This is a genomic window from Paenibacillus rigui (assembly GCF_002234615.1).
GTDB classification, from domain to species: Bacteria; Bacillota; Bacilli; order Paenibacillales; family NBRC-103111; genus Paenibacillus_S; species Paenibacillus_S rigui.
This window is the reverse complement of record NZ_NMQW01000002.1, coordinates 83,503-110,237: the sequence shown is the minus strand read 5'-3', so window position 1 is coordinate 110,237 and position 26,735 is coordinate 83,503. Positions and strand designations below refer to the sequence as shown.

The following is a 26,735-nucleotide window of genomic DNA, read 5'->3' as shown; positions in this document are numbered from 1 at the left end:
GATGCTAGGGAAAAATAAGGGGAAATCGAGCTTGTTTGTGACAAAGAGGAAGGGAGTCGGGCTTACAGGCTGGAAGGGCTTGGGGACCACCGCACTGCTGATGGCTATGTGTCTCGTGACTGCTTGCGGAGGAGCGGCAAAAACGAGTTCAACCGAGACTCCAACTAAGCCTGCAGAAACCACCAATTCAGCTTCAGCCAAGCCTACGGAATCGAAGAAGCCGGAGGCTGTGAAGGTCGTGCTCAACTGGTTCGCCAAGCATGAGCACGGCGGATTGTATGCGGCGGAGAAGTTGAATTATTACAAGGATGCCGGATTGGATGTGACGATCGAGCAGGGCGGTCCACAAGTTTCTTCGATACAAATCGTTGCATCCGGTAAAGCCGAATTTGGCATTGCTCATGCGGATCAGCTCATCCTTGCACGTAAACAGGGGATTCCGATTGTTGCATTGGCTACAACCTTCCAAATCAGTCCGCAAATGCTGATGTTCCATAAGGATGAACCGATCAAGACCTTTGCCGACGTAAACGGCCGGCAGGTTTTCATACAGCAGGGGCAGCCTTATTGGGAATTTTTGAAAAAGCAGTTCAAGCTGGATCAAGCGAAAGAAGTGGCGTATACGGGACAGCATGTAAACTTTATTAATGATAAGAAATCGGTCAGTCAAGGTTTTGTCTCGGGCGAACCTTTTGCGCTGAAGCAGCAGGGGGTTGAAGTGAATACTCTGCTGGTTGCGGATGCCGGTTATAAGCCTTACGGGGCAGTCATTTATACAACGGAGAAATATTTGAAGGAGCACCCGGATGCGGTGAAAGCTTTTATCGGAGGCACTGTAAAGGGCTGGTATTATTATAAAGACCATGTTAGTGAGCTGAATGCTTACATTCTGGAGAAAAATCCGAAGCTGTCGATCGAGGAATTAAATTTCGGAGAGCAGATGCAGCGCGACTTTATTTTTGGCGGCGATGCAGTGACGAAAGGTGTCGGGTATATGACGGAGGAGCGGTGGAGTCAGTTGAGTGATCAGCTGGTGCAAATCGGAATGCTTGATAAAAAGCCGGATGTTAAAACATTGTTTACAACGGACTTTTTGCCTAAAAAATAGAAATATGCTGCGGATAGTTGCTAGCGGGTGCTGAAATACAACAAACAAACTAATGGAGGTCGTTGTATGAAGAAGAAATCGACTGTTGCCTTGAAAACTGCTCTTTGGAGTCGTTCGTTTGTATTATCGTTGTGTGCTGCTGCATTGGCGTCGGGTCTTGTGGCCTGTGGCGCCAAAGAGCCGGTGAAGGATGCTTCCGCTTCGCCGAGTGCCCCGGCAGCTGCCGCACCTGCCGCCAATGCTGAAAAGTCTAAAGTACCAGAGGAGAAAAAGACGGTTGCCGTAACCCAGGTGACGAACTGGTTCGCGGAACCGGAGCATGGCGGGCAATATGCCGCATTGATGAAAGGTTATTATAAGGATGCCGGCTTCGATATGACCATTATGCCCGGGGGACCTCAAGTATCGGCTGCGCAAATCGTAGCATCCGGCAAAGCGCAATTCGGCATGATTCAGGGAGATGATCTGATTATTGCGCGCCAGCAAGGCATTCCACTCGTGGCTGTTGCTGCGGCATTTCAGAAAAATCCCCAAGGGCTGATTTTCCATAAAGGACAGCAGATTAAAGATTTCGCTGATTTGAACGGCCGGAAAGTGTATGTGGCATCGGCGGCGGGATATTGGGAATTTATTAAGAAGAAATACAACCTGGACAAAGTTCAGGATATGAAATATACCGGTCAACTGGTCAACTTTATTAACGACCCGACAGCGGTGACCCAAGGCTACATTACGGCGGAGCCTTACTCGCTGAAACAGCAGGGATATGATACGGAAATGCTGCTGAACGCGGACTCCGGCTACAATCCGTACGCTAACGTTCTGTTTACGACGGAGAAGATGATTAAGGAGCATCCGGATCAAGTCAAGGCATTTGTTGAAGCTTCTATAAAGGGTTGGGAGTATTACAAGGATCATGCGGATGAAGTCAATCCCAAAATTAAAGAAAGCAATCCGGATATGACTTTGGACGCGATGAAATTCGGGGCTGAAAAGCAAGCGGAGCTAGTATACGGCGGCGATGCGGTCAAAAGCGGCGTCGGTACAATGACGAAGGAGCGCTGGAGCACGCTGATGAAGCAGTTGTCCGAGATTGGCGTATTGAAAACGGAAGAGGATGTTTCCAAAGTGTTTACAACCGAGTTTCTGCCCAAAAAATAACCTGACCTTGAACAATGGGGAATTGGGGACAGGCAGGCGGGGTGGTGGCAAAGCGTAATTCGCATAAGCCGTCCGTCCGCAGCCGTCGCCTTTCCCCCTTCCGTCGAAGGTAAGCGATACAGGGCACAGCAGGGTATAAACCGGGAGGTCAGAGTGAATGACGAAAGTGCTTATCATTTATTACAGTGCATTCGGGCACGTATACCGAATGGCTCAGGGCGCAGTGAGCGGCGCTGAACGGCTGAAGGGCTGCGAGGCACGGGTCGTCCGTATTCCAGAGATGGAATCTCCATCGAATCGCGTAGCTTTGCTCGATCGCAAGCTGCCGGATGTTGCACTCAAGCTTTCCGGGAAATTTAATGTGGCGGCACGCTTTCAGAAATATGAAACGGCGTTGGAGCAGCAAAGCGATATCCCTGTAGCCACGAATGATGATTTGCGATGGGCGGACGGGATTGTCTGGGGATTTCCGACGTATTACGGTATGATGCCGTCCCAAGTGAAGCTGTTTCTCGAATTTGCAGGCGAGCTGTGCTCGCAAGGTGAACTGGAAGGAAAGCCGTGCGGTGTATTCACGAGTACAGGCTCGATCCATACGGGGCATGAGGCTACACTGTTGACCTCCATTGTTCCGCTGCTGCATTTCGGAATGATCTATGTCGGGTTGCCCTACACGGAGAACCCTGAATATTTGACGGCGGATGCTATTGGCTGCTCTCCGTATGGGGCCTCAACGCTTGCCGGGCCGGATAGCTCGAGAACGCCGGATGAAAGGGAATTAATCATGGTCTCCCGATTAGGTGAGCGGGTGGCGAAGGTAGCTGCGGCCTTGCGGGCCATGCCTTTGAGATGAGCTTTGGATATGTTGTTGTTACAAACGGGAATCTGCAGTCTTGATGCTGCGGATTCTTTATTTTTTGTCAGTTGGATGTAATGATTATCCACACTAAAAGATGCTTTCGTGCAATGAGCACAATAATTAAGCGAGAAACTATATTTTACTACAAAATGGATGTGAGAATAATTTACATATTAATCACATCCTTGTATGTTGAGTGATAACAACCGATTCGCAACCCGCGTTGTACCAAAACAGTACAGCTGCCGGGGCGCCAACGCGGGGTCAATAGAATGGAGGGGATGGTGCGGTGTCGAACCCTACGGTAGAGATGAAGCAAATCGTCAAAAGATTTGGGTCGGTGCTCGCCAACGATCATGTGGATTTTAGTGCGAGATCAGGGGAAATACACGCCCTCCTTGGCGAGAACGGAGCGGGGAAGAGTACGGTGATGAGTATTTTGTCAGGGCTGTACCGCGCGGACAGCGGAGAAATCCGGATTCGCGGACAGCTGGAAAGGCTGGGGTCTCCCAAGACTTCCATGGCGCTGGGGATTGGGGTTGTGTACCAGCAATTTCGCCTGGTGCCAACGATGAGCGCTTTGGAAAATCTCATTTTGGCCGAAAAGACGAGGCTTTGGCAGGGTAGGGCCTGGATGAAAGCGAAGCGGGAGCAGATCGAAGCTATCGCGGCGACATACGGCCTGGAGGTAGTGCTGGAACGCCAAGTGTGGCAAATGTCCGTTGGCGAGCAGCAGCGGCTGGAAATCTTGAAGACACTGTACCGTGGTGCGGATATCGTGCTTTTGGATGAACCGACGTCCGTGCTGACTCCGGCGGAAGCCGAGCAGCTCTATGCTACCTTGAAGCGAATGAAGGAGCAGGGAGCAACGATTGTCGTGTCCACGCACAAATTGAAAGAGGTCATGGCATCGGCGGACCGGATTTCCGTTATGCGTAAAGGGAAAATGATTCGAACGATGGCCATCACTGATACGAATGTGCATGAACTGGCAGGACTTATGGTGGATAAAGAAATGAGTACTCCGATGAGGGCGGCCCGGCAGGAAGCCGGGGAACCGATTTTGACGGTGGAGCGGATGAGTGCAAGAGGGGATCATGGTCAACTGGCGTTACATCAGGTGAATTTCAAGATATGCGCCGGGGAAATCGTCGGTATCGCCGGTGTAGCCGGCAATGGGCAAAAGGAGCTTGCTGAGGTGCTGACGGGACTCAGGCCGCAGCAAGGGGGTTCGATTGACTATTTAGGGCAAAGCCTGCAGGAAGCCTCCATCCGCAAGCGCATTGATCTCGGCATTGCCCATGTGCCTGAGCACCGGTTGAAAACAGCGCTGGCCGGCAGCCTTGGCAGTGTCGAGAATCTGTTGTTAAAGTCGTATCGGACAACGGAAAGGAGCCGTTGGGGAGCGATGCGCACCCGCAGTAACAAACAATGGACGGAAGAAATGATCGCCCAATTTCAAGTGTCGACACCCGGGCCGTTGGCGCCAGTTCAGCAGCTGTCCGGCGGCAACCAGCAGAAGCTGGTGTTCGCAAGAGAAATATCGCAGAATCCGAGACTGATGATTGCGGTGCATCCTACGCAAGGATTGGATATCGGGGCTTCGCAATCGGTGCATCATATGCTGATGGAGCTTAAGGACAAGGGCAGCGGTGTGCTGCTGATCTCTGAGGATCTGGATGAGCTCATCGAGCTATCGGATCGCATTCTTGTCATCTATGGGGGCCAGATCGTAGGCGAATTTGCTGCGGATGAGGTCGATGTGGAGCGAATCGGCCTGCTGATGGCCGGGATCTCTTCTGCAGAAAGGGGGATTCGATGAAAGAAAAGCTGTTAACGGGGGTAGCTCCATCGCATCCGGTCGAGCCGAGAAGCGGCCTGCTGCCATACCGGGTGGTCAAGCGGGAGGTTTTGCGGACCCCTTGGTGGGTGCCCGTCGGTTCGGTTGTGCTGGCCTTGCTGTTTTGCGGGTTGTTTATTGCGCTGAATGGCAAAAATCCGGCTGCGGTGTACACTGCCATGTTTCAAGGGGCTTTCGGCTCGAGGTATGGCTGGAGCGAGACGATCGTCAAATCGATTCCGCTGCTGTTATGCGGCTTGGGAGTAGCTGTTGCATACCGCATGAATGTATGGAATATTGGGGCCGAAGGCCAGTTCATCGTCGGGGCGATAGCGGCAACGGCAGTAACGATCTATTTTCCCGGTCTTCCGACGGTATGGTCCATCCCGGTTATGCTGCTGGCCGGGGCGTTAGCGGGAGCGGTATGGGCGTTGTGTACGGCGGTGCCGAAGGTATACTTCCAGGTTAATGAGCTGATCGGCTCATTAATGCTGAATTATATCGCGCTCTCGTTGCTGGACTATTTTGTATTCGGACCGTGGAAAGATCCGAAAGGGTTTAATTTTCCGGGTACGCCGATGTTTAAGCCGGGGCAGCAGCTGCTGAGCTTTATGGGAACCCGGGTGCATCTCGGCCTCGTGTACGCATTGATAGCGGTAGGGATACTGGCTTATTTGCTATACCGCAGCCGCTGGGGGTACGAATGGAAGCTGCTCGGCGCCAATCCTCATGCCGCTCGGTACGCAGGGATTCCGATTCGCAAGCATATTTTGCTGGTGATGCTGATTAGCGGAGGGCTGGCTGGAGTTGCAGGCATGAGCGAAGTATCGGGAGTGGCTCACCGGTTGATGTACGGCATCTCCCCCGGATATGGCTATACGGCCATCATCGTGGCTTGCTTGGGAAAGCTGAATCCATTCGGGATAATTTTATCGTCGGTACTCTTCGGCGGCATGATTGTGGGAGGCTACAGTGTGCAATCGCTGGGACTTCCGTCATCCATGTCGATGATGATTCAGGGGGCTGTATTGTTTTTCCTTATTGGAGGAGAGAAAGTTATCCGTTATCGATTGGAACGCAGGAGGTGAACGGTCCTGATGGAGTTTTATACGATGCTGTTGATTGCGGCCGTTACGGCAGGTACCCCGCTATTGTTTGCTGTGCTGGGCGGCATTTTATCGGAACGCAGCGGGATCATACATCTGGGAACAGAGGGGATCATGCTCATGGGCGCGGTCAGTGCCTGCTCGGTGTATATACAAACGGGCAGTCTGCTGCCGGCTTTGGCGGCTGCGCTTGCGGTCAGTGCAGCACTTGGTTTGCTGCATGCTTTCTTAACCGTCACGTTGGGCGTGAATCAGGTGATTTCCGGTCTGGCGATGACATTGTTCGGCACAGGCCTCAGCGCCTATATCGGTAAGCCATTCGCAGGAAGACCCGTCAACGGAGCGGTGCCCAAGCTGGATCTGCCTTGGCTGGAGGTCATACCGCTGTTTGGCAGGGTATTTTCCCATTTGGATGTGCTGATCTGGTTCAGCCTTGTGCTGGCTGTTGCGCTGCACGTTTATATGACCCGTACCTCTTGGGGGCTTCAATTAAAAGCCATCGGCGAAAACCCGGCAACGGCCGATTCCATGGGATTGTCGGTGACGGGGGCACGTTATTTGTACGTGATTGCGGGCTCCATGCTGATGGGCTTGGCCGGGGCTTATCTTATTCTGGCCTACACGCCGAGTTGGATCGAGAATATGACGGCAGGCCGGGGATGGATTGCCGTAGCGCTGGTCATCTTCGCCAGATGGAACCCGCTTCGGGCGCTATTATGTGCGTATTTGTTCGGAGGTTTGGATGCGCTGGGGTTCCGGATTCAACTGCTGGAGCAATCGATCCCGTCTTATTTTCTGAAAATGATCCCTTATGTGATCACGATCGCGGTGCTTATGCTCGAAGGGTGGCGGAACCGCGGGAAGCCTACCGGGGAGCCGGCGGCTCTCGGCATTCCTTACGACAGGGAGAAAAGAGCGTGACCCTATGCTCTGATCATAAGCGGGAGGTGAGTTCTTTCTAGTCGGTCGATGGCACGCTGCAGCAGGTTCCGAGGAAGGCAAGGTTCGTACAAAGAGAGGGGAATAATCCATATGAAAAAAATCATGTTATCCTTGATTGTCTTTTTGCTGGCTTTTGTTACGGCATGTTCTCAGGAATCCGCGAAACCAAGCAGCTCTGCACCGGCTACTGCCGAGAAAGCGGAGACGAAGCCGGAAGGGGCAAAGCCTGCGGAGAAGAAGCTGCCGCGTGTAGCATTCGTGTACCTCGGTGTTGCCGGGGATGGAGGCTGGACCTACGAGCACGATCAAGGACGCTTGATGCTGGAGAAGGAGCTTGGAATTAAGGCGACGATCGTGGAAAATGTGCCTGAGGGAGCGGATGCAGCCCGGGTATTCGAAGAATTGGCGCAAAAGAATGACATCGTATTCGGCACCAGCTTCGGGTATATGGATGCGATGGTTAGTGTGGCGCAAAAATATCCGAAGGTGACGTTCCTCCACGCAACGGGTTACAAGACGGCGCCTAATCTGGGGACCTATATGGGGCGGGAATATCAAAGCGCCTATCTCGTCGGGATGGCCGCCGGGAAAATGACCAAAAATAATCACCTCGGCTACGTCGGTGCTTTTCCGATACCGGAAGTGATTTATACGATCAATGCTTTCACTTTGGGGGCGCAAAGCGTGAATCCGAATATCGATGTCTCCGTCGTGTGGAGTAACACCTGGTTCGACCCGGCCACGGAGAGACAGGCGGCGGTCAGCTTGCTTGACAAAGGGGTGGATGTCCTTGCGGCCTACCAGGATTCGCCTGCAGGCATTCAAGCGGCAGCGGAAAGAAAGGTATGGGGGATCGGCAATGACTCGGATATGGGGAAATATGCGCCGGACTTCTACATCTCCAACCCGAAATGGAATTGGGGTCCGTACTACGTACAGGTTGTCAAGGAAATTATGGAGGGTACCTGGAAACCGGGATCGGCGTATTTCGGCAGCATGAAGGAAGGGATTACGACAACGGCCCCTTTCGGTAAAAATGTGCCGCAAGAGGTTAAGGAGTTGGTAGAAAAGAAAAGAGCTGACATCATGAGCGGAGCCTTTGATGTGTTCCAAGGGCCGATTGTCGATCAAGAAGGCAAGAAAAGGTTTGATGAAGGCAAGAAAATGTCGGATGAAGATATTTTGAATATGAACTGGTTTGTCCAAGGGATCAAGGGGACGGTTCCAAAATAATCGGGAGAGGGGAGATGGAGGCATGCTGGTTCGGGATATGGCTTTGCTGAAGGAGTGGCATCCGGTCATGCGCTCCGATGCGTTAGGGGATCAGCCTGTGGCTGTGGATGTGCTTGGTGAAAAAGTCGTCGTTTTCCGTACATCGAACGGGGTACACGCCTTTAAAGATTTGTGCATCCATCGGGGCGTGCCTTTATCCCTTGGCAGAGTGGATGGCGATGAGCTGGTTTGCGCTTACCACGGATGGCGGTACAACGGGTGTGGGCAGTGTACCCGCATTCCGTCACTATCCGCAAGCCAATCGATTCCGTCCAAGGCCCATGCGTTCGCATACGAATGCAAGGAAGCACGGGGGATTCTTTGGGTCAGTCTCGGCGAACCGGAGGAGGGACGACATCCGCTCATTGATCAACCGCTGGAGTCGGGGCATAAAGAAATTGCTATGGGGCCTTATACCTTGCAGGCTGCAGGTCCCAGGGTTATTGAAAACTTCCTCGATGTTTCCCATTTTATGTTTGTTCATGAAGGGTTGTTGGGGGACAGCGCATTTCCTGAAATTGAAGATTATCATGTGCATGAGGTTAACGGGGTTCTTCGTTCGGACGAAATTGTCGTGTATCAGCCGGACCCGGACGGTACGGGGCGGGGGGTGTACAGCCATTATGTTTATGAGGTGTTCAGCCCGTTTTGCGCAGCTTTCACGAAGAGGAGCCGGGATAGCTCGGAATTTATGCGTCTTTACTTGGCGGTGCTGCCGGAAGCGAATAACATGAGTACAGCCTTCATGGTGAGCGAGCGCAATTATATGCTGGATGAGGCGGATGAGCTCTTCATCCGGTTCCAAGATAAGCTGATCGAGCAGGATCGATTGATGCTGGAGAATCAGAAGCCGGAGCTGCTCCCGCTGGATTTGCAGGCGGAGCTGCATCTGAAATGCGACCGGATCAGTATCGCATATCGCAAAAAGCTTCGCGAATGGGGCGTTACATTTGGGACGGAATGACCGGATGGTGAAAAAATCGAGTGAGCCGCGGATCTTAGGATCCCGGCTCTTTTTATGGAGAATAATGGAATCCGAAAGAAGAATGTCATTATATATAACATTAAAATTCAGATCCTTACGTGCGTCGAGCACAAAATCATTTCCTTGTGTTATGATATATGACAATTACATTACATATAAATTGAATGGAGTCATGATTCCTTTTACAATGAGATCAAGCAAACGGAGGTGTCCTCAATGAAATCAAGATATTCAGGAAAAGCATGGGATCGTCATTTTCTTCCTCGTCTTACTACATTAGAAACGAAAGCAATTCCGAAAGAAAGCGCACTTGTCGTTCTTCCTGTCGGAGCGGTCGAGCAGCACGGTCCGCATATGCCGGTGTTTACAGATACATTAATTGGCGAAGGCTTCCTGACCGAGGCGTTCGAGCAGCTGCCGGACGATGCGCCGGTCTGGCTGCTCCCGCCGCTGCCTTTTGGCAAAAGCAACGAGCATTTGAATCATGCGGGTACCATCTCTTTATCGGCGACGACATTGATGGCCGTCCTGACGGATATCAGCTCCAGTCTTAAACGAAGCGGCTTCCGCAAGCTGCTGTTGTTTAACACGCATGGCGGCAACAGCGATTTACTGAACATGATGGCCAGGGAAATACGGATTGCGACCGGCATGGATGTTTTCCGGTTGGATCCCGGAGCGCTCCAGCTCGGCGAAGGCATGATCACGGAAGAGGAGAAGCGGGTAGGCATTCATGCAGGCGACACGGAAACCTCCGTCGTCATGGCGCTGCAGCGCACTTGGGTGAACGATACGCTGGCACCGAAGGAGATGCCGAATTTTCCGAAATCGAGCTTCTTGCAGCTCAAAAGCAAAGCCTTTGCCTGGATTACGGATGATATTTCCGAAACCGGCATTGCAGGGGATGCTACCCTAGCGACACCGGATAAAGGGAACGCCATGCTGATGCTGGGCGGGAAGCTGTTGGCGGAGGCTATGCTTGAAATGGCTGCTTTCGATATGACCAGCTTGCGGGCACAGAAAAGCACGGCATTAACTTAAAATAAATTAGAGGCGGTGAATGGCCTATGCAAGTGAAAATCGACAATCAAGCAGTGAGCGGCAGTCATGAACCAGCAGTCTTCGATCCCGGTCAAGGTAAGCTCTTGGTGAAGATGGAGCACCTCGGAAAAGTGTACGGGAACGGTACCATTGCCCTGCAGGACGTGAATCTGGACATTTCCGAAGGCGAGTTTCTCAGCTTCGTAGGTCCGTCGGGATGCGGGAAATCGACGATTTTCAAAATGATCGCAGGCCTCGGCGCCCCGACGGGCGGGACGTTGGATATTATGGGCATGACGCCGAAGGAAGCGAGAAAACAAAGTGAGATTGCCTTCGTTTTCCAGGACCACACACTGCTTCCCTGGTGCAGCGTTCAAGATAATGTGATGCTGCCGCTGGAGCTTCGCGGAGTACCTAAAAAAACGCAAAGAGAGGAAGCCGCAAGGGTGCTGGAGCTTGTTGGCTTGAAAGATTATATGAAAGCTTTGCCGAGACAGCTCTCCGGCGGGATGAAGATGCGTGTATCTATCGCCCGTGCGCTCGTTTCCCGGCCTAAGCTGCTGCTCATGGATGAGCCGTTCGGTGCCTTGGATGAAATTACACGCCAAACGCTGCAGGATGAGCTGTTGAGCATTTGGCAGCAGGATCAAAAAATGACGGTGCTGTTCGTTACACATAATGTGTTTGAAGCGGTGTTCTTGTCGACTCGGGTCATTGTGATGACGCCGAGACCCGGGAAAGTATCTGCAACCATCGAAATTCCCGAGCCATTTCCAAGGGATGAAACGTTCAGAACGACGACCGGATTCAGTGAGCTTGTCCGTTACGTCTCCGGGGCGCTTAAACATTAATATCAGCTGACGCTGCCGATTTCCCTACAGAAAACTTAGAAGGAAGTGATCATATGGCTATTGGTTGGGAGAAAGAAATGCTGGATGTGCTTGGGGAGACCCAAGTGCTGCTGGATCGTGAGTCGCGGGATAAGCTGTCTAAAGATTACTTCTGGTATTCTCCGGTTCTGGACCGGCAGTTGAAGGAGAAGGTTGCAGACGGCATTGTCGTTCCGCTGAATGAGGAGGACGTCGCCAAAGCTTTAGCTTTTGCCTACAAGCATAAGCTGCCGGTAACTGTACGAGGAGCCGGAACAGGCAACTACGGGCAAGCTGTGCCGCTGTTCGGCGGAATTGTGCTGGATCTCAGCAAGCTGGACTCGATCGTAGAGGTGGGCGACGGCTATGCCCGCGTGCAGTGCGGGGTGCGCCTTGGTGCATTGGAAAAGCATTTGCGGGAGCAGGGGCAGGAGCTTCGTATCTATCCAAGCACGTTCATGAAAGCAACCGTCGGCGGTTTTGTCTGCGGCGGGTCCGGCGGCATCGGGTCGATTACCTGGGGCAATTTGTGGGACGGCAACGTGCTGGAAGCCGTAGTCATGACGATGGAAGAACAGCCGCGCAGATTGGTGGTCACCGGGCCTGATCTGTTGAATTACATTCATAACTACGGAACGAACGGGATTGTGACCGAATTGAAAATTCCGATATCTTCCCGCAATGAGTGGATGCAAACGGTCGTTCAATTCGACCGGTTCGAGGATGCGATGCTTTTTGCGGAAGCTTTGTCCAAGGATGATTCGGTTCGTAAACGGCTCGTTTGTCCAGTGGAATGGCCGATTCCTTCGTATTTTCTGCCCATCGTCAAACATTTGAAGGAAGGCGCTGCCGCCGTGCTGCTGGAAACGGTCGACGGAACACTTGATGCGATCGAAGCGCATGCTGCAAGCCACAACGGAAGCGTTGGCCATATCATCAGCCCCTCACAGTACCGGAAGACGATCGGGTTGTCCGACTTCTCGTGGAATCATACTACATTGTGGGGCCTCAAAACAGATCCGACCATTACGTATTTGCAAGCCGGATTTTCACCGGTACTGTTTATGGAGCAGATTAAGCTGGTCAAGGATACGTTCGGCGATGAGGTGCTGCTGCATTTTGAATGGGCCCGCAACGGAGGTGTCGTTACACCGAATGCATTGCCTATTGTCCGCTTCACGACAGAGGAACGGTTGTATGAGATTATCGAGTTTTTTGAATCCAATGGCATCAAAATATTCGATCCGCATACTTGGGTATTAAATGACGGCGGCCGGGGCGAATTCGGCGGCATGAGTAAAAGGAAACGGGAGAACGATCCGCTAGGACTGCTCAATCCCGGCAAAATGAATCAGCAATCATGATGGAAGGGAGACATACCTATGGCTATCGACAAAAGTCAATTGACCGCTCCTGTGTCTGAGGAAATGTATGCGCCCCACCCGGGCAGCAAGCCAAGGATGGTCAAAGCTTCGCCCGAACGGGCTCAATCCTCTTTTAACCCGATCAAATGGCTTCTGCAAGTACTGCCACCGGTCGTTGCTTTCTTCGTATTTATCGGCGGGTGGGAGCTGATTGTAAGGGGAATGGATATCCCGCCTTACATTTTGCCGAAGCCTTCGGATATTGTGAAGGCGGGCATTGAGAATGGCCACGGCTTGATGGTATCCGTTTTTACAACGATCTCCGAGGCTGTGCTGGGCTTTATCTTCAGTATTATTATGGGTGTGTGCGGGGCGGTGCTGCTCGCCAGTTCCAAAGTGATTGAGAAAAGCGTGTACCCTTACGCGGTCATCCTGCAAACCATTCCGATTGTCGCAATTGCTCCCATCATTGTCATTTGGTTCGGTGCGGGTATGAACGCAATCGTGATTATTGCCTTTTTGATCGGATTTTTCCCGATGCTGTCCAACACGTTAATCGGGCTTAATTCCACGGATCACAATATGAAAAACCTGTTCTACTTGTACAATGCGAACCGGTTTCAAACGATGTGGAGGCTGAGAATACCGGCAGCTCTTCCGTATATTGTGGCAGGTCTGAAAATTTCGTGTACTCTGGCTGTTATCGGTGCCATCGTCGGCGAGTACATTGCAGGTATTGGCGGAGGGAAGGGCGGACTCGGCTATGCGATCACGGTTGCGGCTTCGAGACTGCAAACGCCTTACTTGTTCGCTTGCGGCTTATCGGCCTCCGTATTGGGGATTGCTTTCTTCCTCTTGGTCAATGCATTCTCCAAGTGGATGCTTAGCTCCTGGCACGAATCAGAAATGCGTACAGAAAATTAAATATCTTCGGGTAGGGACGAAGTGAACATCATACGACATCAGGGGAGGGCGGTATACAGTAGAAGCGGACTTGTACAAAAGACCGAGCCTTCTTCGCGTACGCCGCTCTTTCGTTTTGCCCATGGCCGGCGGACCATCCGAAGCAAGTTTTGTGACCGGAGAATAAGCAACGGAGTGGGCGGAATCGTTCTGGAGAAGCGATAGCGTTCGCCTTTGTCTACGGATTTCAACATTGTATAACATTCAAGAAATCCGGAGACAACAGCGATCAGAAGAATGATCCGCCCGTGGAGCGGTCCATTTATTCAGAGGACTTAAGCGGTTTGCTTACGAAGCAAGTTTTCCTTCAGAAAACTCAAAGCGCATGCTTACGAAGCAAGTTTTCCTTCAGAAAACTTTTAAGGAGTGACACCATTTGGCGATATCGAAACCTGCACTTCATTTCATTAATGTGGCGCTGCCGCTATCCGATCCGACACGTCTCTTCGAGCTGAAGGGGGATAAGGGGACATGGATCTCCATGGAACCGCAGCAGGGCGTCATGAACCTGCCGGGATTTCAAACCTTGGATAGCTTCGCGAAGCAAGGAAGATTACCGGGCCTAACCTCACAGGAGCTTCGACTGGATTTGCAGGGAAAGCTGCTGCTGCCCGGGTTGGTGGACGCCCACATGCATCTGGATAAAGCCTTCTCGCTCCCGCAGGTAGGCAATGTATCCGGGACGCTCCTTGAAGCGATCCAAAACTACAAAGCCATGTCACCTAAGTTTACGCAGGAGGAGATCAAACGGAGGATCATCAAATCCGCAATGTCCGCTCTGTCCTATGGGACGACGACGATTCGTACGCATCTGGACTTTAACCTGAAAGCGGGGAAGGAAGTCGCCTTCCGAACGATGCATGCCGCGCTTGAAGCCAAAGAAATGCTGAGCGGTGTGGTTGACCTGCAGCTGTTTCCGATGGTTCCTTTCACAGGCATCACGCCTATGGAGCTGGACGCAGTAGAAGAAGCGATCCGGCTCGGCGTAGACGGCGTCGGAGGAGCTCCCCATCTGTCGGAAACGCCCTTCCAGGACATTGACGGGATATTCGGACTTGCGCTGAAGTATGGATTGCCGTTGGATCTTCACACTGATGAGAGCGACGATCCACAGGTGCATACCGTCTCCTACATAGCGGAGCAGACGATTCGCCATGACTATCAGGGACGTGTAACGGTTGATCACCTATGCTCATTATCCGCACTTTCCCAAGAAAAAGCGGATCAAGCTATCGCCTTGATGGCGAAGGCCGATCTCGGGGCGGTTACCCTGCCCGCGGTCAACCTGTATTTACAAGGCCGGGGAGACCGGGGACTCGTTCGCCGCGGAGCTACCCGGATAAGAGAACTGCTGGAAGCCGGCATACGGCTTGCGACGGCATCGGATAATATCCAGGATCCGTTTCATCCGTTCGGTCGGGGGGATCTGCTCCAGATTGCGTTAATTACAGCCTACTCCGCTCATATGGGGAGCGCTGCGGATCAGCAGACGCTGCTGAGGATGATTACCGAGATCCCGGCCTCAGTTCTGGGGCTCCGAAATTACGGCGTGGGTATCGGCAAGCCGATCGATTTTGTTATTGTAGACGCTCAATCCGCGGAGCGCATGTTCACGGAACAGCCGGTTGGGCGCTGGGTCTACAAGTCAGGGAAATGGCTGCATGGAGCAAGACAGGACAGCAGCTGGGGAAGCCCGGAGCTAACCGCACTATGGGATGACTCCGTTTTATTGCTCAAATAATCTATTTCATACTCATGGGAGGAACCAACAATGAAGCATCTTTTAAACAAATCGGCAATTCGACGTTCTGCCCATCGTATGATCACCGTAACCGCTCTATGTTCACTCGTTCTCGCAGGCTGCGGTACCTCTGCTTCGACTGAGAAGCCCGCTGCTGGAGGGGCTGCACCGGCTGCCGAGCAAGCGAAGACTGCAGAGAAAAAAGTCGTGGCCGTCACCCAGGTGACGAACTGGTTCGCACAGCCGGAGCATGGCGGTCAATATGCAGCGTTGAAGAAGGGCTTTTATAAGGATGCAGGGCTGGATATGACCATTCAACCCGGTGGACCGGGCATTTCGGCGACTCAAATCGTAGCCTCGGGCAAAGCGGACTTCGGGATGGGGCAGGGTGATGAAATCTTGTTTGCCCGCCAGAACGGCATACCGCTCGTCGCCGTCATGGCGATATTCCAAAAAAATCCGCAGGCCTTGTTGTTCCATAAAGGTCAGGCGATCAAAGGCTTTTCCGATCTGAACGGGCGTAAAGTATATGTCGGCAGCGGCGTAGCCTATTGGGAATATATCAAGAAAGCTTATAAGCTCGATAAAGTGGAAGAGCTCAAATATACCGGGCAGTTGGCGAATTTTATTAGCGATCCTACCTCAGTAACCCAAAGCTATGTGACCTCGGAGCCGTTTGCGTTGAAACAGCAAGGCGTGGAGACGGACTATTTGTTGAATGCCGATTCCGGCTATTCACCGTACGGAAATGTGCTGTTTACAACGGAGAAAATGATCAAGGAGCATCCGGAAGTGGTCAAAGCATACGTCGAAGCCACCATCAAGGGCTGGGATTATTACAAGGACAACTACCAAGAAATTAACGAATTTATTAAAGAGAAGAACCCTGATACCCCATTGGACAAGATGGAATTTAGCGCTAAGGCTATGAGCCCCTTTGTCTATGGAGACGATGCAGCCACGAAGGGTGTGGGCTACATGACGAAGAACCGCTGGGAATCGCTAATGAAGCAGCTGGTTGAAATCGGTTTACTGAAATCGGAAATCGATGTCACCAAAGTATTCAATACGGATTTCATTCCGAAGAAATAACACTGCCGTCATGGCCGTTAATAATAACGTTTGGGGGAGGAGTCAACTATGTTCGACCTACTGATTCGCCAGGCCAAGCTTCTCTCCCAAGAAGCTCCTGTGGACATTGGCATTCAAAAAGGCAGCATCGCGCATATCGGCGATTTGACCCATGCGGTCGCCCGGCAAGTGATTGAAGCGTCAGGACAATTGGTGCTGCCGCCGCTAGTGGAATCGCACATTCATCTGGATACGGTTCTTACCGCTGGTACACCGCGCTGGAATGAAAGCGGGACCCTGTTTGAAGGTATCGGCATTTGGCAGGAACGCAAAGCTGCGTTAAGCAGGGAGGATGTCCTTGCCAGAGCGATGCGCGTCATTGAAAGCCAGATGAAGCAGGGGATCCTGTTTGTTCGGTCGCAGGCGGATATTTCCGATCCGTTGCTGACCGCCCTACGTGCGCTGCTCGAGGTACGCGAACGGGTAGCGCCTTATATGACGTTGCAGGTCATCGCGTTTCCTCAGGACGGACTTGTCGCTTGCCCCGACAATCAGGCCCGACTGGAAGAGGCGATTCGTCTGGGAGCCGATGGCATTGGCGCCATTCCGCACTGTGAGCCGACGCGCGAGGCAGGAGTGGAATCGCTGAAAATTTGCTTCGATTTGGCCAAACGATACGATAAACAGGTGCACGTCTTCTGCGACGAGCTGGATGATGAGCATTCCCGCTTTCTAGAGGTCGTTGCGCAGATGGCGATCAAGACCGGACTAAGGCATCGGGTGACGGCGAGCCATGTGAGCGCAACGGCTTACTATAACGAAGCCTACTTTCAAAAGCTGCTTGGCCTCGTTGCCCGTTCCGGCATTCATATCGTGGCCTGCCCGTTAATCAACAGTGCAATGCAGGGGCGTTTCGATACGTATCCAAGAGGAAGAGGAATTGCCCGGATCAAGGAGTTTTGGCAGGCCGGGGTAAATGTGAGCATAGCCCATGACGATATTCAAACACCGTTTTATCCGCTTGGCAGTGCGAATATGATGCAGGCCGCCCATATGGCGCTGCATTTGGCGCATATGACGGGAAGAGAAGAGCTTGAAGAAATGGTTCGCATGGTGACCCTCCGTGCGGCCAGAACATTGGGAATTGATGGGGACTATGGAATCGAGGTCGGGAAACCGGGGAGTATGGTGATTTATCCGGTAACCGAGCCGGCAGACCTGCTCCGGCTCCAGCCGCACTGCCGTTATGTCATCTACCGCGGCGAGGTGCTGGCGGAGACGGAGCCTGTGACCACCTTGTTTCATCGGCCGTGGTCTGTGCTCGAATCCATTTGAACCTCATGCAAGCCGGATTTTCCGCCAAAGCAAAGCAATGGCCCAGCTTCGTGGAGTCATACTTAACTGTAATCGTCAGGTCAGCCTGTGTCATCGGGCTGGCCTATTTATTATATAAGAAAACCCCCAGTTCGACTGAAGTCGATTGAAGAGTACATACCCAATCAGCTAGCTTTTAATCCCACATTTGGGTTTCGGGTTAGAGGGATGTTGGGCCGGGGGCGCGCATATGGGATGTCTTTCTAAGAATTTTCTAAGCCGTGTTTATTTGCAATTCGCTCGCTCTGATTGGGCTGGCCCTTACCCTCCGTAATCAAGCTGCGCAGGCTGCCGTTGATATAGGTGCCCCAGGAGTCCGTGCAGACGCTGTAGCATTCGTATGATGGGACTAGACCTACGTGCGTAAAGCGAACTTCTGTTGTGCCGTCCTTCTTGGCGATTTCAAAGACAATGTCGGTATCCTTCCACTCGCTCTTGTCCGTTACGAAGTTGAAGTAGTTATCCATAACGTGCCAAACAACCTTCATACCTGGAATAAGTTCGGTGATTGCGATGGTGCAGCGGTGAATGTCCTGGTAGTGGTGCTTGAATTGGCCAAGTTCGTCGGTTCTGCCTTCAATATCTTCCGACCACCATCCTCGGACGTTATTGATGGCGGCGAAGACCTCGTCCGGGCTCTGGTCCACATTAAAGGTAGTGGTGTAATTTTGATTCATGCAAGCTATCTCCTCTCAATATTTGGTAATAGGCACTCTTAGTATAAAGTCTATACTTGCAAAATGCAAGTATAGATAGAACGGATATGTCAACTTGCGAGATGCAAGTATGAATAGTATAATTTACTCATGAAAAAACGAGTCCACACAGTTTGTCCGATCGTATATGCACTCGACATATGGGGCGATCCATGGAGCCTCATCATACTTCGCGATGTCCTTATCCATAACAAGCGGCATTACCGCGAGTTTCTTGCTTCACGCGAGGGCATAGCAACCAATATTTTGAGCGCACGACTCCAATCACTCACGGATGCAGGTCTTCTTGTCAAAATAGAAGGCACTTCAAGTCGCGCACAAACGATGTACCGACCAACGCAAAAAGCACTTGATCTGTTTCCGGTCGTATTTGCCGTTATGCACTGGGGCCTTAAATACAACCCCAATACCGATATGGACATTCCGATTATGCAAGAACTAAAATCAAACGAAAAAGGTCTGGAACGGCGGCTTTTGCAGAATTTCGACGATGTTACACAACCTGATGCCAAAAGCAAAGGAGCTAAGCAAGTATAATCCGCTTAGCTCCTTTTGCATTCCAATTATTATCTTTTCCAAACATCGAATCTGTCCAAATGACTAGTTGAAGTTACTTTTAGGGACAGCCCCTAGCCTGTGATAGTATCGCGATTGACTTGTTATAACCGCCCAAGACGGCGAAGCCTTTTACCTTGTTGCCTCCTGCGTTGTTTACGTGCTGGGTTAGAATCGGTTAGCCAAGGCGATACTTGAACCATCCGATTAGAGCAATAAAGAACACCTTTTTGTTCAATATCCTGCGTTGTTCCGATGTTCCGATCGAGCTTACAATGGACCAAGAGAAGGTTAGGATGGGAGAAAAGCCACATGAATACACAAATAATCAGCGAGAGATCTTGGTGGAAGCAAAGTGTCGTCTACCAAATTTACCCGAGAAGCTTTATGGATGGCAACGGCGATGGCATCGGGGACCTGCCGGGCATTCTTTCCAAGCTGGATTACCTGAAGGATCTGGGAATCGACGTGATCTGGATTTGCCCGATTTATCAATCCCCTAATGACGATAACGGCTATGATATAAGTGATTATTGCGCCATTCTGGACGAGTTTGGTACGATGGAGCAGTTCGACGAGCTGCTTGCAGCTGCACACCAAAGAGGCATCAAAATCATTATGGACCTGGTTATCAACCATACGTCGGATGAGCACCCGTGGTTCATCGAATCGCGTTCCTCCAAGACGAATCCGAAGCGGGACTATTATATTTGGCGTTCGGGTCGCGGGGGAGAGGAGCCGAACAACTGGGAATCGATTTTCGGCGGTTCCGCCTGGGAATACGATCCGGCAACCGATGAGTACTATATGCACTTGTTTTCCACCAAGCAGCCTGATTTGAACTGGGAGCATGCAGAGGTTCGACGCAAGCTGTATGAAATGGTCAATTGGTGGCTGGATAAAGGAATCGACGGCTTCCGCGTTGACGCGATTACGCACATTAAGAAGCTGGCCCAGCTGCCTGATTTGCCGAATCCGGATAAGAAGCGGTATGTCGCCTCCTGGGACGGGCACCGCAATCGGGAAGGGATTTTGGATTATTTGCGGGAGCTGCATCAAGAGACCTTTGCGAAGTACGATATTATGACAGTTGGCGAGGCCAATGGGGTTACGATCGAGCAGGCGGAGGACTATGTTGGAGAGAAGCAGGGTATTTTTAATATGATTTTCCAGTTCGAGCATATGTCGGTCGATCATGGGCCGGGAGGCAAATGGGATTACCGTGCGGACTGGAAGCTTTCCGAGCTGAAAGCGATTTTGACCGATTGGCAAAAAGGGCTGGAAGGGCGCGGCTGGAACGCTTTGTTCCTGGAAAATCATGATGTGCCCCGCTCTGTATCCCGCTTTGCGAACGATGGGAAGTACAGGGTCGAATCCGCCAAAATGCTGGCAACCTTGTTCATGCTGATGCAAGGAACGCCCTATATTTATCAAGGGCAAGAGATCGGTATGACTAATGTGAAATTTCCTACCGTGGAAGAGTATCGGGATGTCGAGATCAAAAACTATTACCGTGAAGCCCGGTCGAACGGCCTGAGCCATGCAGAGGCGATGGAAGCCATTTATCATCAAGGCCGCGATAACAGCCGGACGCCAATGCAATGGAGTGATGCGCCTCATGCCGGCTTCTCTACTCACGAGCCGTGGATGCAGGTGAATCCGAACTATCCGTTGATTCACGTTGCAGGCCAGCTGGAGGACCCGAATTCCATACTGAACTATTACAAGAAACTGATTCGCCTTCGTAAAGAAAGGGAGATTCTCGTTGCTGGCTCCTATGATCTGGTGCTCCCTGAGGATGAGAATGTGTACGCCTATGTAAGAAGCTTGGATGGGGAGCAAATGCTGATCCTGTGCAGCTTCTCCGAGCACGTATGTACCATCCGCTTGCCGGAAGAGCTGCTGACCGGCACCCCGGAGCTATTGCTGGGGAATTATGACGCGGAATCCGGTGCATGGGGCCAAAGCATCGCACTGCGCCCCTATGAAGCAAGAGTATATGCTCTTCGGCCTTAAAAGGATGAGGAAGTGTAGTGGTAAAAGGTGTGTAGAAGGACAAGCCTGGGCAAAAGCACGCCATCTTGAACGCCGGTGAGGCGGCTCTCCTTGTCGAAAGCTTAAGCTCTAGAGGCAGATAAGCAGAGCATAGTTACCTGAAGGTGAGTTGATGAAGCCGGGGTCAGTCATTTTCAACAGTGACCCATGGAGCTATAATAGGTGTACATTTCGTTATCCATGGGAGGCAATACGATGAATTCATTTCACTTTCAAAATCCGACCAAGCTGCTGTTTGGAGCGGGTATGCTGAATCAGCTGGGTCAGGAGGTATCCGCTTATGGCAAAAAGGTGCTGCTCGTCTACGGCGGTGGCAGTATCCGGGCTACAGGATTGTATGACCGAATTCAGCAGCAATTGAAGCACATTCAGGCTGTTGTCCATGAGCTGTCCGGTGTTGAGCCGAATCCGCGCCTCAGCACTGTACGTAAAGGAATTGCAATATGCCGGGAGCAGGGCATCGATTTCATCCTGGCCGTAGGCGGCGGCAGCGTGCTGGATGCAGCCAAAGCTATCGCTGTAGGTGTCCCGTATAATGGGGATGTGTGGGATTTCCTGATGCGCAAAGCGGAGATTCACTCTGCGCTGCCACTGGGTACAGTGCTGACTTTATCAGCAACAGGCTCTGAGATGAACGGCAACTCCGTTATTACGAATTGGGAGGAAAACTTGAAGAAGTCGTTCGGCAGTCTTCATGCCTATCCCAAATTCAGCATTTTAGATCCTACGCTGACCTATACCGTGCCGGCCAACCAAACGGTGAACGGGATCGTGGACATGATGTCCCACGTGTTCGAGCAATACTTCAGCCCGACAACGAATACACCGCTTCAGGAACGGTTGTGCGAATCCATTCTGCAAACCGTGATCGAGAACGGAGAGATTGCGCTTGCCTCACCGGACAATTATGAGGCGCGGGCAAACTTGATGCTGTGCGGCACATATGCGTTGAATGGCGGCATGATCAGCGTCGGGATGCAGAACGATTGGGCGACCCATATGATTGAGCACGAAGTAAGTGCAATATATGATATTGCCCATGCCGAAGGGCTGTCCATTTTGTTCCCTAACTGGATGAAATATGTGTTCAAAGAACGGATGGAGCGTTTCGTCCAGTTTGCCGTTCGGGTATGGGGGATTCATCCGGAGGGGCGTACGGAGGAAGAAATTGCGCTAGCCGGAATTCAGGCGACGAGGGACTTTTTCACAAGGATCGGTGCACCGTCCCGTTTGAGCGAGCTTGGAATCGATGCGAAGGACGTGGATCGGATGGCCAAAGAAACCGTACGTTTCGGTCCGGTCGGCGCGTTTAAACCGTTGGGCGAAGCGGATGTGCGGCAAATTATCGAGATGAGCCTGTAGTGCAATGATGACTTCATCAGAGATGCGCCATGCAGGTCCTGCAAGAGGACAGCATCTGATTTTCATAGCTGTGACGTTAATGTACTGGGCTTCCCTTTATACGTATGTGCCTATTTTATCCCCGTATCTGGATCATTTGGGGGCGTCGTATGCCTTTGCAGGCTTGGTGCTGGGGAGCTACGGCTTTATCCAGATTGTGCTTCGCCTGCCTCTTGGCATCGCTTCGGATCGGATGAAAGCTCGTAAGCCCTATATTATGCTCGGCATGCTGACGACGACGATCAGCTGCATTTGTTTTGCATGGGGTGAGCATTTGGGGCTGGCGCTGAGCGGCAGGATCATTTCCGGCATCGGTGCCTCCACCTGGGCTGCGTTCACCGTATTGTACGCCAGCTATTACAGTCAGGAGCAGGCAACAAGAGCCATGAGTCTAATCAGCTTGCTTACGGCAAGCGGCCAGCTCATGGGGATGAGTGTCAGCGGTTATCTTGTCAAAACGTGGGGTTGGAGCTCCACTTTCTGGGTGGGGGGCGCCATCGGGGCCGCGGGGCTGCTGCTCAGCATAGGTCTTAAGGAACCGAAGGGCGGCGCAGCGAGAGAACCGATCCGGTTCAAGGATCTTCTGTCCGTCATGAAGGAGCCTCTGCTGCTCAAAGTTTCCCTGCTGTCCATTCTTGCACACAGCGTATTGTTTATTACGATGTTCGGCTTTACGCCGTCCCATGCTTTGGCGCTCGGTGCCAGTGAAATGGATTTGACACTGCTCGTGTTCGCTTTCATGATTCCTCACGCGTTCAGCAACTATATTTCCGGTAAAGTGGCAGCGCCCAAGCTCGGCTCGTGGACCGTCGTACTCTTAGGCTTCGTGGTCAGTGCGCTGTGTACGGTGTCTATTTCCCTGGTTACCAGCTTTCATTGGCTGCTCGTGACCCAGGTATTGAACGGTTTTTTCCAGGGCTTGCATTTTCCGCTGCTGCTGGGGCTTGCCATTCAACATATCAAGCAGGAGAAGAGAGCCACAGCGATGGGATTTTACCAAGCTGTTTATGCGGTGGGGATGTTCGCCGGGCCTTTTCTGGCCGGTTGGCTTAACGAGTTCGGCGGTCTGAAGAGCGGCTTTTACTTTGCCGGACTGCTCGGGCTTGCTGCCTCCGTCTTGACAGTGCGCTGGGGGAGAGCCTATGCTCATGGAACCCGGCTTCTTGCGGACAAGACGAAAGAGGCGCCGGTATCGCAACTGTAAGGTGTACCACGTACCGCAATGCACCATGCACCATACATTATGGATCTAAAACAAAAACCGAAGGCCAACTGTTATTTTAACAACAGTGCCCTTCGGTTTTTTAATTCTCGGCAGCATCCACGTCCAACGCACGAAGACGCTCCAATATTCTGCGTTTGCGGTACATCATTTTCCCGGCTTCCGATACCTGCTGCAGCGCATCCCGATTAATGAAGGCGCCGAACAGCGCGCCGGCCAGCGGGATAAGCTGGAACATTTTTTTCAGGCCGAAGTTGTCCCGGTAGATCGTCACCACTTCGCGCCAGCCCTGCAGCTGACTCATAACTTGCACATTCTTGGTCTCGCTGTCATATTCAGCAAGCTCTTCCAGCACCGCCTTCTTGCCGACAATATCGGAGGAAGCGAACTGAAGGCACTTGACGATAAAGGTGCGTTCCCGTTCTTCCTGCGGGTCGTAACCGTAACAGATGGCGATTTCCTGCAATACCTTCAATGACAAGCCAAGCATCGCCGGAATGTCCACCACAACGGTCAACAACCCGCCAAAGCCCGTTGTCGCGCCTTGCACCGTTGCAAATTTGGTATGGCTTGCCCCTAGCTCATCGGCCACTTGATCCATAACCGAGAGAGGAAGCCGCTTCACTTCGGCAAGTGTGAGCTCTGTCGCTGTGTCTTCTTGGACCAACATCGGAGAATGCTCCAAGCTCCGCTGTTGAAGCTTGTTCATAATCCCGGCCTGAGACGTTAAGTAATCTCCTCCGGTTTGAATGAATTGGCCGATCTCATTTAAAGCTTCGCCGATTTTCTCCTGTATCCCTTTCGGAATCCATCGATCCAGCAGAGCGAAGGGCAGTCGGCCCAGCTTTTCCCAAAACCATAGATCCTTTTGATCTTGTTCCCAACGGGTCATTTCCTGAAGTTCCATTTGCAGCTGCTCTCGGCTTTCCATGTCGCTCGATTCACTCCTTTGATGCTGCTTTCTTCGACCGGCTCGGCTGCCAAGCAAGGCTAGGGATAGGCGCAGGTTGCGGCTGCAGCACGCGCTACGTACCTACATCCGTAACCGCAAGCTGAATTTTTTGTAGCCGTATGTATTCATTCCGCTCAAGCCCCGGACGGAAATAGCTGTATAAATAAGCCGCCTCGTGAAAGGTTAAGCCCGGATGGCAGACGACACCTTGTACCGAGTAAGGGTTGTCCAGAATGACCTGCCATTCTCCATTACGGTCAAGGGGTGCAATCGTTTGCATAATGTTTGCTTTGATGGCAGCGATTTGTTCAAGCTCCTCCCAAATAAAACGCCAGGAAGGACTGAACTGCGAAGGGTCGGGAAACAGCCGTCTCGCGGTTTGGATGCATGATACGATATGGGGGACTTCCTCATCCTGCATGGTTTTCAGCTGCTGCTTGAAGTCTTCAAGCAGTAAATGAAAAGCGGAATAGCCTCCGTTGTGGACTGATGTTTGCAGCTCTTTCAGCTCCGCTTCGGACGAAGCCTGGGTGAGTCGATTCCAAGCCGTAGAATTCATTGTATAGATTCATCCCTTCAGGCGAATTTAATACAGGTGCTTTTTCATGATAAAGCAAAAGCCTCCATTGAAGCAATCCCCCCTCTAACGATCACGGTAGACCTTCTGATTGGTGCTGAGATCTGTCATATAAAAAGAAAGGAACCCGCATCAGCAGGCTCCCTTGTCAAAAATATGAAACGTGATGCTACTTCAGCAGCGTATAAGTCCCGATAAACGGGAGCGGTTTCGTTTCACCGTTTACAGCTCTAACAATACCGAGAATCGCCATAATGAGCAATGCGAGATTCGCAATCGGCAGCAGGATCCAACCGATAACGGGAATGAGGCCTAGCACGAAATTCGCTATGACACTGACAATCAGCAGCAGCAGACCTTGGTTCGCGTGGTACATGGCAAAACGGGAATCTTTCGCGAGAAGCAGCGGAATCAGAAAGAGGATGTAGCCTAGTGCAGCCACCACTTTGTTATTTTTTGCGTCTTGTGGATCGTATCCGGTTTTGGACAATTCGCTTTGCATCGCCACACACTCCTAATAGTAAGATAATTCCTATTATAATAGTTAATCGACCAAATTTCCGTAATTTCGTACACATTTTAATAAAAATTTACCAAAAATGAAAAGAACCCTCTAGCTTCCAAGCTCAAAAGAGCGTGAAGCGAGGGTTCTTTTACCTTTAATTACCAAATGCTAGGGATGACCTTAATACCCGGGTCCATCTTGGGCAGGAAGGCATAGCTTGGATTAAATGTGAAAATACGCCGGATTTGATACGTTATCATAACAACCGCCGTAAGAGCTTCGCTTAACGAAAGCTGCAAATCCGGACAATCGGTGATGAGCCGCTTTGACTCGTTTTCGAATTCGGGAGAGCCTGAGATGACAGTCAAATTCCCGTTGCGAACGGATTGCTCGATGGTTTCAAGGAAAAATTGCGCTTGTTGAAATCCGTAGCTGTTTCTTAGCCATTGATGAGTATCGAAGACGACATAATTGGTCGTAATCAAGCTGCGGTCCAAATCGTCCAGGTCAAGGAATAGGGTGCGTGCCTTGACATAGTACGGGTCACTCGAATTCATGAAAGCGGTAAAGGCTGTTAGGTCAACGAATATGGTATGTGCATGGTTTTGCTCATTCGGTTTCATAGGCAGTCTCTCCAAAGGGGCGAAAATTACGTTTGCTCAAAGCATCCAGCTGCAGCAGCGGGTTTCGTTCCAGCTGCTCGCGTGATATCGGAGTAATCAATTCACTGCTGCGGCTCGCCCAATAGTGTTCAACCATTTGTTGAACCACGGCATCCACCGTCGTGCGTTGAGCTTCAGCCAATTGCTTGCATCTTGCGTGTAGCGCAGGATCAAGCTCAATGAACCGGGATTCTTGCGCTTCCTCGATGAATGATTCGGTTTCTTCCGGTTCCTCTGTCCCGCCAATCCATTGAGCGGCTGCGTTTCTCCAATGTTCAAGCCGGCGCTGGAGCAGCCGTTTGGTCTCTCCCATGGGCTTGCACCTCCGTCATATGTATAAAGGGCAGCTTATGTAAGCCTTCCGGCAAACCAAGCCGCCATCCTACACCATTCG

The 26,735-nt window shown here is 51.6% G+C and carries 25 protein-coding genes; 19 read left to right on the top strand and 6 right to left on the bottom strand.

Going from position 1 to position 26,735, the window contains the following annotated elements; translation table 11 throughout:
- Nucleotide 1 precedes the first annotated feature (1 nt).
- From CF651_RS01225 to codA, 15 genes are all read left to right on the top strand, one after another.
- Nucleotides 2-1,108 (top strand): ABC transporter substrate-binding protein, encoded by a 1,107-nt coding sequence (locus CF651_RS01225; RefSeq protein WP_245855588.1) that lies wholly within the window; start codon nt 2-4, stop codon nt 1,106-1,108.
- 66 nt (nt 1,109-1,174) lie between these two features.
- On the top strand, nt 1,175-2,269 hold the full coding sequence (locus CF651_RS01220; protein WP_094013018.1) for an ABC transporter substrate-binding protein: 1,095 nt from the start codon (nt 1,175-1,177) through the stop codon (nt 2,267-2,269).
- A 157-nt stretch (nt 2,270-2,426) separates the two neighbouring features.
- On the top strand, nt 2,427-3,122 hold the full coding sequence (gene wrbA, locus CF651_RS01215) for an NAD(P)H:quinone oxidoreductase (RefSeq protein ID WP_094013017.1): 696 nt from the start codon (nt 2,427-2,429) through the stop codon (nt 3,120-3,122).
- Nucleotides 3,123-3,417: 295 nt separating this feature from the next.
- Nucleotides 3,418-4,950, top strand: coding sequence for an ABC transporter ATP-binding protein (locus CF651_RS01210; protein ID WP_342746537.1), 1,533 nt, complete (start codon nt 3,418-3,420; stop codon nt 4,948-4,950).
- Nucleotides 4,947-6,056, top strand: a complete 1,110-nt coding sequence (locus CF651_RS01205; protein ID WP_094013016.1) for an ABC transporter permease — start codon at nt 4,947-4,949, stop codon at nt 6,054-6,056. The genes CF651_RS01210 and CF651_RS01205 overlap by 4 nt, the downstream gene beginning before the upstream one ends.
- Before the next feature lie 9 nt (nt 6,057-6,065).
- Nucleotides 6,066-6,995: an ABC transporter permease gene (locus CF651_RS01200; protein ID WP_094013015.1), complete on the top strand. Its 930-nt coding sequence runs from the start codon at nt 6,066-6,068 to the stop codon at nt 6,993-6,995.
- 111 nt (nt 6,996-7,106) lie between these two features.
- On the top strand, nt 7,107-8,249 hold the full coding sequence (locus CF651_RS01195; RefSeq protein ID WP_094013014.1) for a BMP family ABC transporter substrate-binding protein: 1,143 nt from the start codon (nt 7,107-7,109) through the stop codon (nt 8,247-8,249).
- Nucleotides 8,250-8,271: 22 nt separating this feature from the next.
- Nucleotides 8,272-9,252: an aromatic ring-hydroxylating oxygenase subunit alpha gene (locus CF651_RS01190; RefSeq protein WP_094013013.1), complete on the top strand. Its 981-nt coding sequence runs from the start codon at nt 8,272-8,274 to the stop codon at nt 9,250-9,252.
- Nucleotides 9,253-9,489: 237 nt separating this feature from the next.
- Nucleotides 9,490-10,314 (top strand): creatininase family protein, encoded by an 825-nt coding sequence (locus CF651_RS01185; RefSeq protein ID WP_094013012.1) that lies wholly within the window; start codon nt 9,490-9,492, stop codon nt 10,312-10,314.
- Between the two features lie 113 nt (nt 10,315-10,427).
- Nucleotides 10,428-11,165, top strand: coding sequence for an ABC transporter ATP-binding protein (locus tag CF651_RS01180; protein WP_245855664.1), 738 nt, complete (start codon nt 10,428-10,430; stop codon nt 11,163-11,165).
- Between the two features lie 53 nt (nt 11,166-11,218).
- The gene (locus tag CF651_RS01175) at nt 11,219-12,547 is read left to right on the top strand and encodes an FAD-binding oxidoreductase (RefSeq protein ID WP_094013010.1); all 1,329 of its coding nucleotides are present in this window, start codon (nt 11,219-11,221) and stop codon (nt 12,545-12,547) included.
- Nucleotides 12,548-12,643: 96 nt separating this feature from the next.
- The gene (locus tag CF651_RS01170; protein WP_245855663.1) at nt 12,644-13,471 is read left to right on the top strand and encodes an ABC transporter permease; all 828 of its coding nucleotides are present in this window, start codon (nt 12,644-12,646) and stop codon (nt 13,469-13,471) included.
- Between the two features lie 415 nt (nt 13,472-13,886).
- Complete coding sequence (locus CF651_RS01165) at nt 13,887-15,251, top strand: amidohydrolase family protein (RefSeq protein ID WP_245855587.1); 1,365 nt, start codon at nt 13,887-13,889, stop codon at nt 15,249-15,251.
- Between the two features lie 30 nt (nt 15,252-15,281).
- Complete coding sequence (locus CF651_RS01160; RefSeq protein ID WP_094013008.1) at nt 15,282-16,343, top strand: ABC transporter substrate-binding protein; 1,062 nt, start codon at nt 15,282-15,284, stop codon at nt 16,341-16,343.
- 48 nt (nt 16,344-16,391) lie between these two features.
- Complete coding sequence (gene codA, locus CF651_RS01155; protein WP_094013007.1) at nt 16,392-17,657, top strand: cytosine deaminase; 1,266 nt, start codon at nt 16,392-16,394, stop codon at nt 17,655-17,657.
- A 242-nt stretch (nt 17,658-17,899) separates the two neighbouring features.
- Here codA and CF651_RS01150 read toward each other — a convergent pair whose 3' ends face one another.
- Complete coding sequence (locus tag CF651_RS01150) at nt 17,900-18,373, bottom strand: SRPBCC family protein (protein ID WP_094013006.1); 474 nt, start codon at nt 18,371-18,373, stop codon at nt 17,900-17,902.
- 129 nt (nt 18,374-18,502) lie between these two features.
- Between CF651_RS01150 and CF651_RS01145 the strand changes: the two genes are divergently transcribed.
- The 4 genes from CF651_RS01145 (at nt 18,503) to CF651_RS01130 (ending at nt 23,627) form a co-directional block, all read left to right on the top strand.
- A complete protein-coding gene (locus tag CF651_RS01145) occupies nt 18,503-18,949 on the top strand; it encodes a winged helix-turn-helix transcriptional regulator (RefSeq protein ID WP_094013005.1) in 447 nt (148 codons plus the stop codon).
- Between the two features lie 330 nt (nt 18,950-19,279).
- On the top strand, nt 19,280-20,983 hold the full coding sequence (locus tag CF651_RS01140; protein ID WP_094013004.1) for a glycoside hydrolase family 13 protein: 1,704 nt from the start codon (nt 19,280-19,282) through the stop codon (nt 20,981-20,983).
- A gap of 234 nt (nt 20,984-21,217) precedes the next feature.
- Nucleotides 21,218-22,384, top strand: a complete 1,167-nt coding sequence (locus CF651_RS01135; RefSeq protein ID WP_094013003.1) for an iron-containing alcohol dehydrogenase — start codon at nt 21,218-21,220, stop codon at nt 22,382-22,384.
- Nucleotides 22,385-22,388: 4 nt separating this feature from the next.
- The gene (locus CF651_RS01130; RefSeq protein ID WP_245855586.1) at nt 22,389-23,627 is read left to right on the top strand and encodes an MFS transporter; all 1,239 of its coding nucleotides are present in this window, start codon (nt 22,389-22,391) and stop codon (nt 23,625-23,627) included.
- 100 nt (nt 23,628-23,727) lie between these two features.
- Here the strand turns inward: CF651_RS01130 and CF651_RS01125 are convergent, their stop codons facing one another.
- The 5 genes from CF651_RS01125 to CF651_RS01105 all read right to left on the bottom strand — a co-directional run bounded on the left by CF651_RS01125 (nt 23,728) and on the right by CF651_RS01105 (nt 26,654).
- Entirely contained in the window at nt 23,728-24,576 is an 849-nt protein-coding gene (locus CF651_RS01125) for an EcsC family protein (RefSeq protein WP_094013002.1), read from the bottom strand.
- Between the two features lie 94 nt (nt 24,577-24,670).
- Nucleotides 24,671-25,156: a hypothetical protein gene (locus CF651_RS01120; RefSeq protein WP_094013001.1), complete on the bottom strand. Its 486-nt coding sequence runs from the start codon at nt 25,154-25,156 to the stop codon at nt 24,671-24,673.
- Nucleotides 25,157-25,343: 187 nt separating this feature from the next.
- Nucleotides 25,344-25,676 (bottom strand): DUF4870 domain-containing protein, encoded by a 333-nt coding sequence (locus CF651_RS01115; RefSeq protein ID WP_094013000.1) that lies wholly within the window; start codon nt 25,674-25,676, stop codon nt 25,344-25,346.
- Nucleotides 25,677-25,837: 161 nt separating this feature from the next.
- Complete coding sequence (locus tag CF651_RS01110; protein WP_094012999.1) at nt 25,838-26,302, bottom strand: type II toxin-antitoxin system VapC family toxin; 465 nt, start codon at nt 26,300-26,302, stop codon at nt 25,838-25,840.
- Nucleotides 26,289-26,654 carry a hypothetical protein gene (locus tag CF651_RS01105; protein WP_094012998.1) on the bottom strand — a complete coding sequence of 122 codons (366 nt, stop codon included), beginning with the start codon at nt 26,652-26,654 and terminating at the stop codon, nt 26,289-26,291. The genes CF651_RS01110 and CF651_RS01105 overlap by 14 nt, the downstream gene beginning before the upstream one ends.
- Nucleotides 26,655-26,735 lie beyond the last annotated feature (81 nt).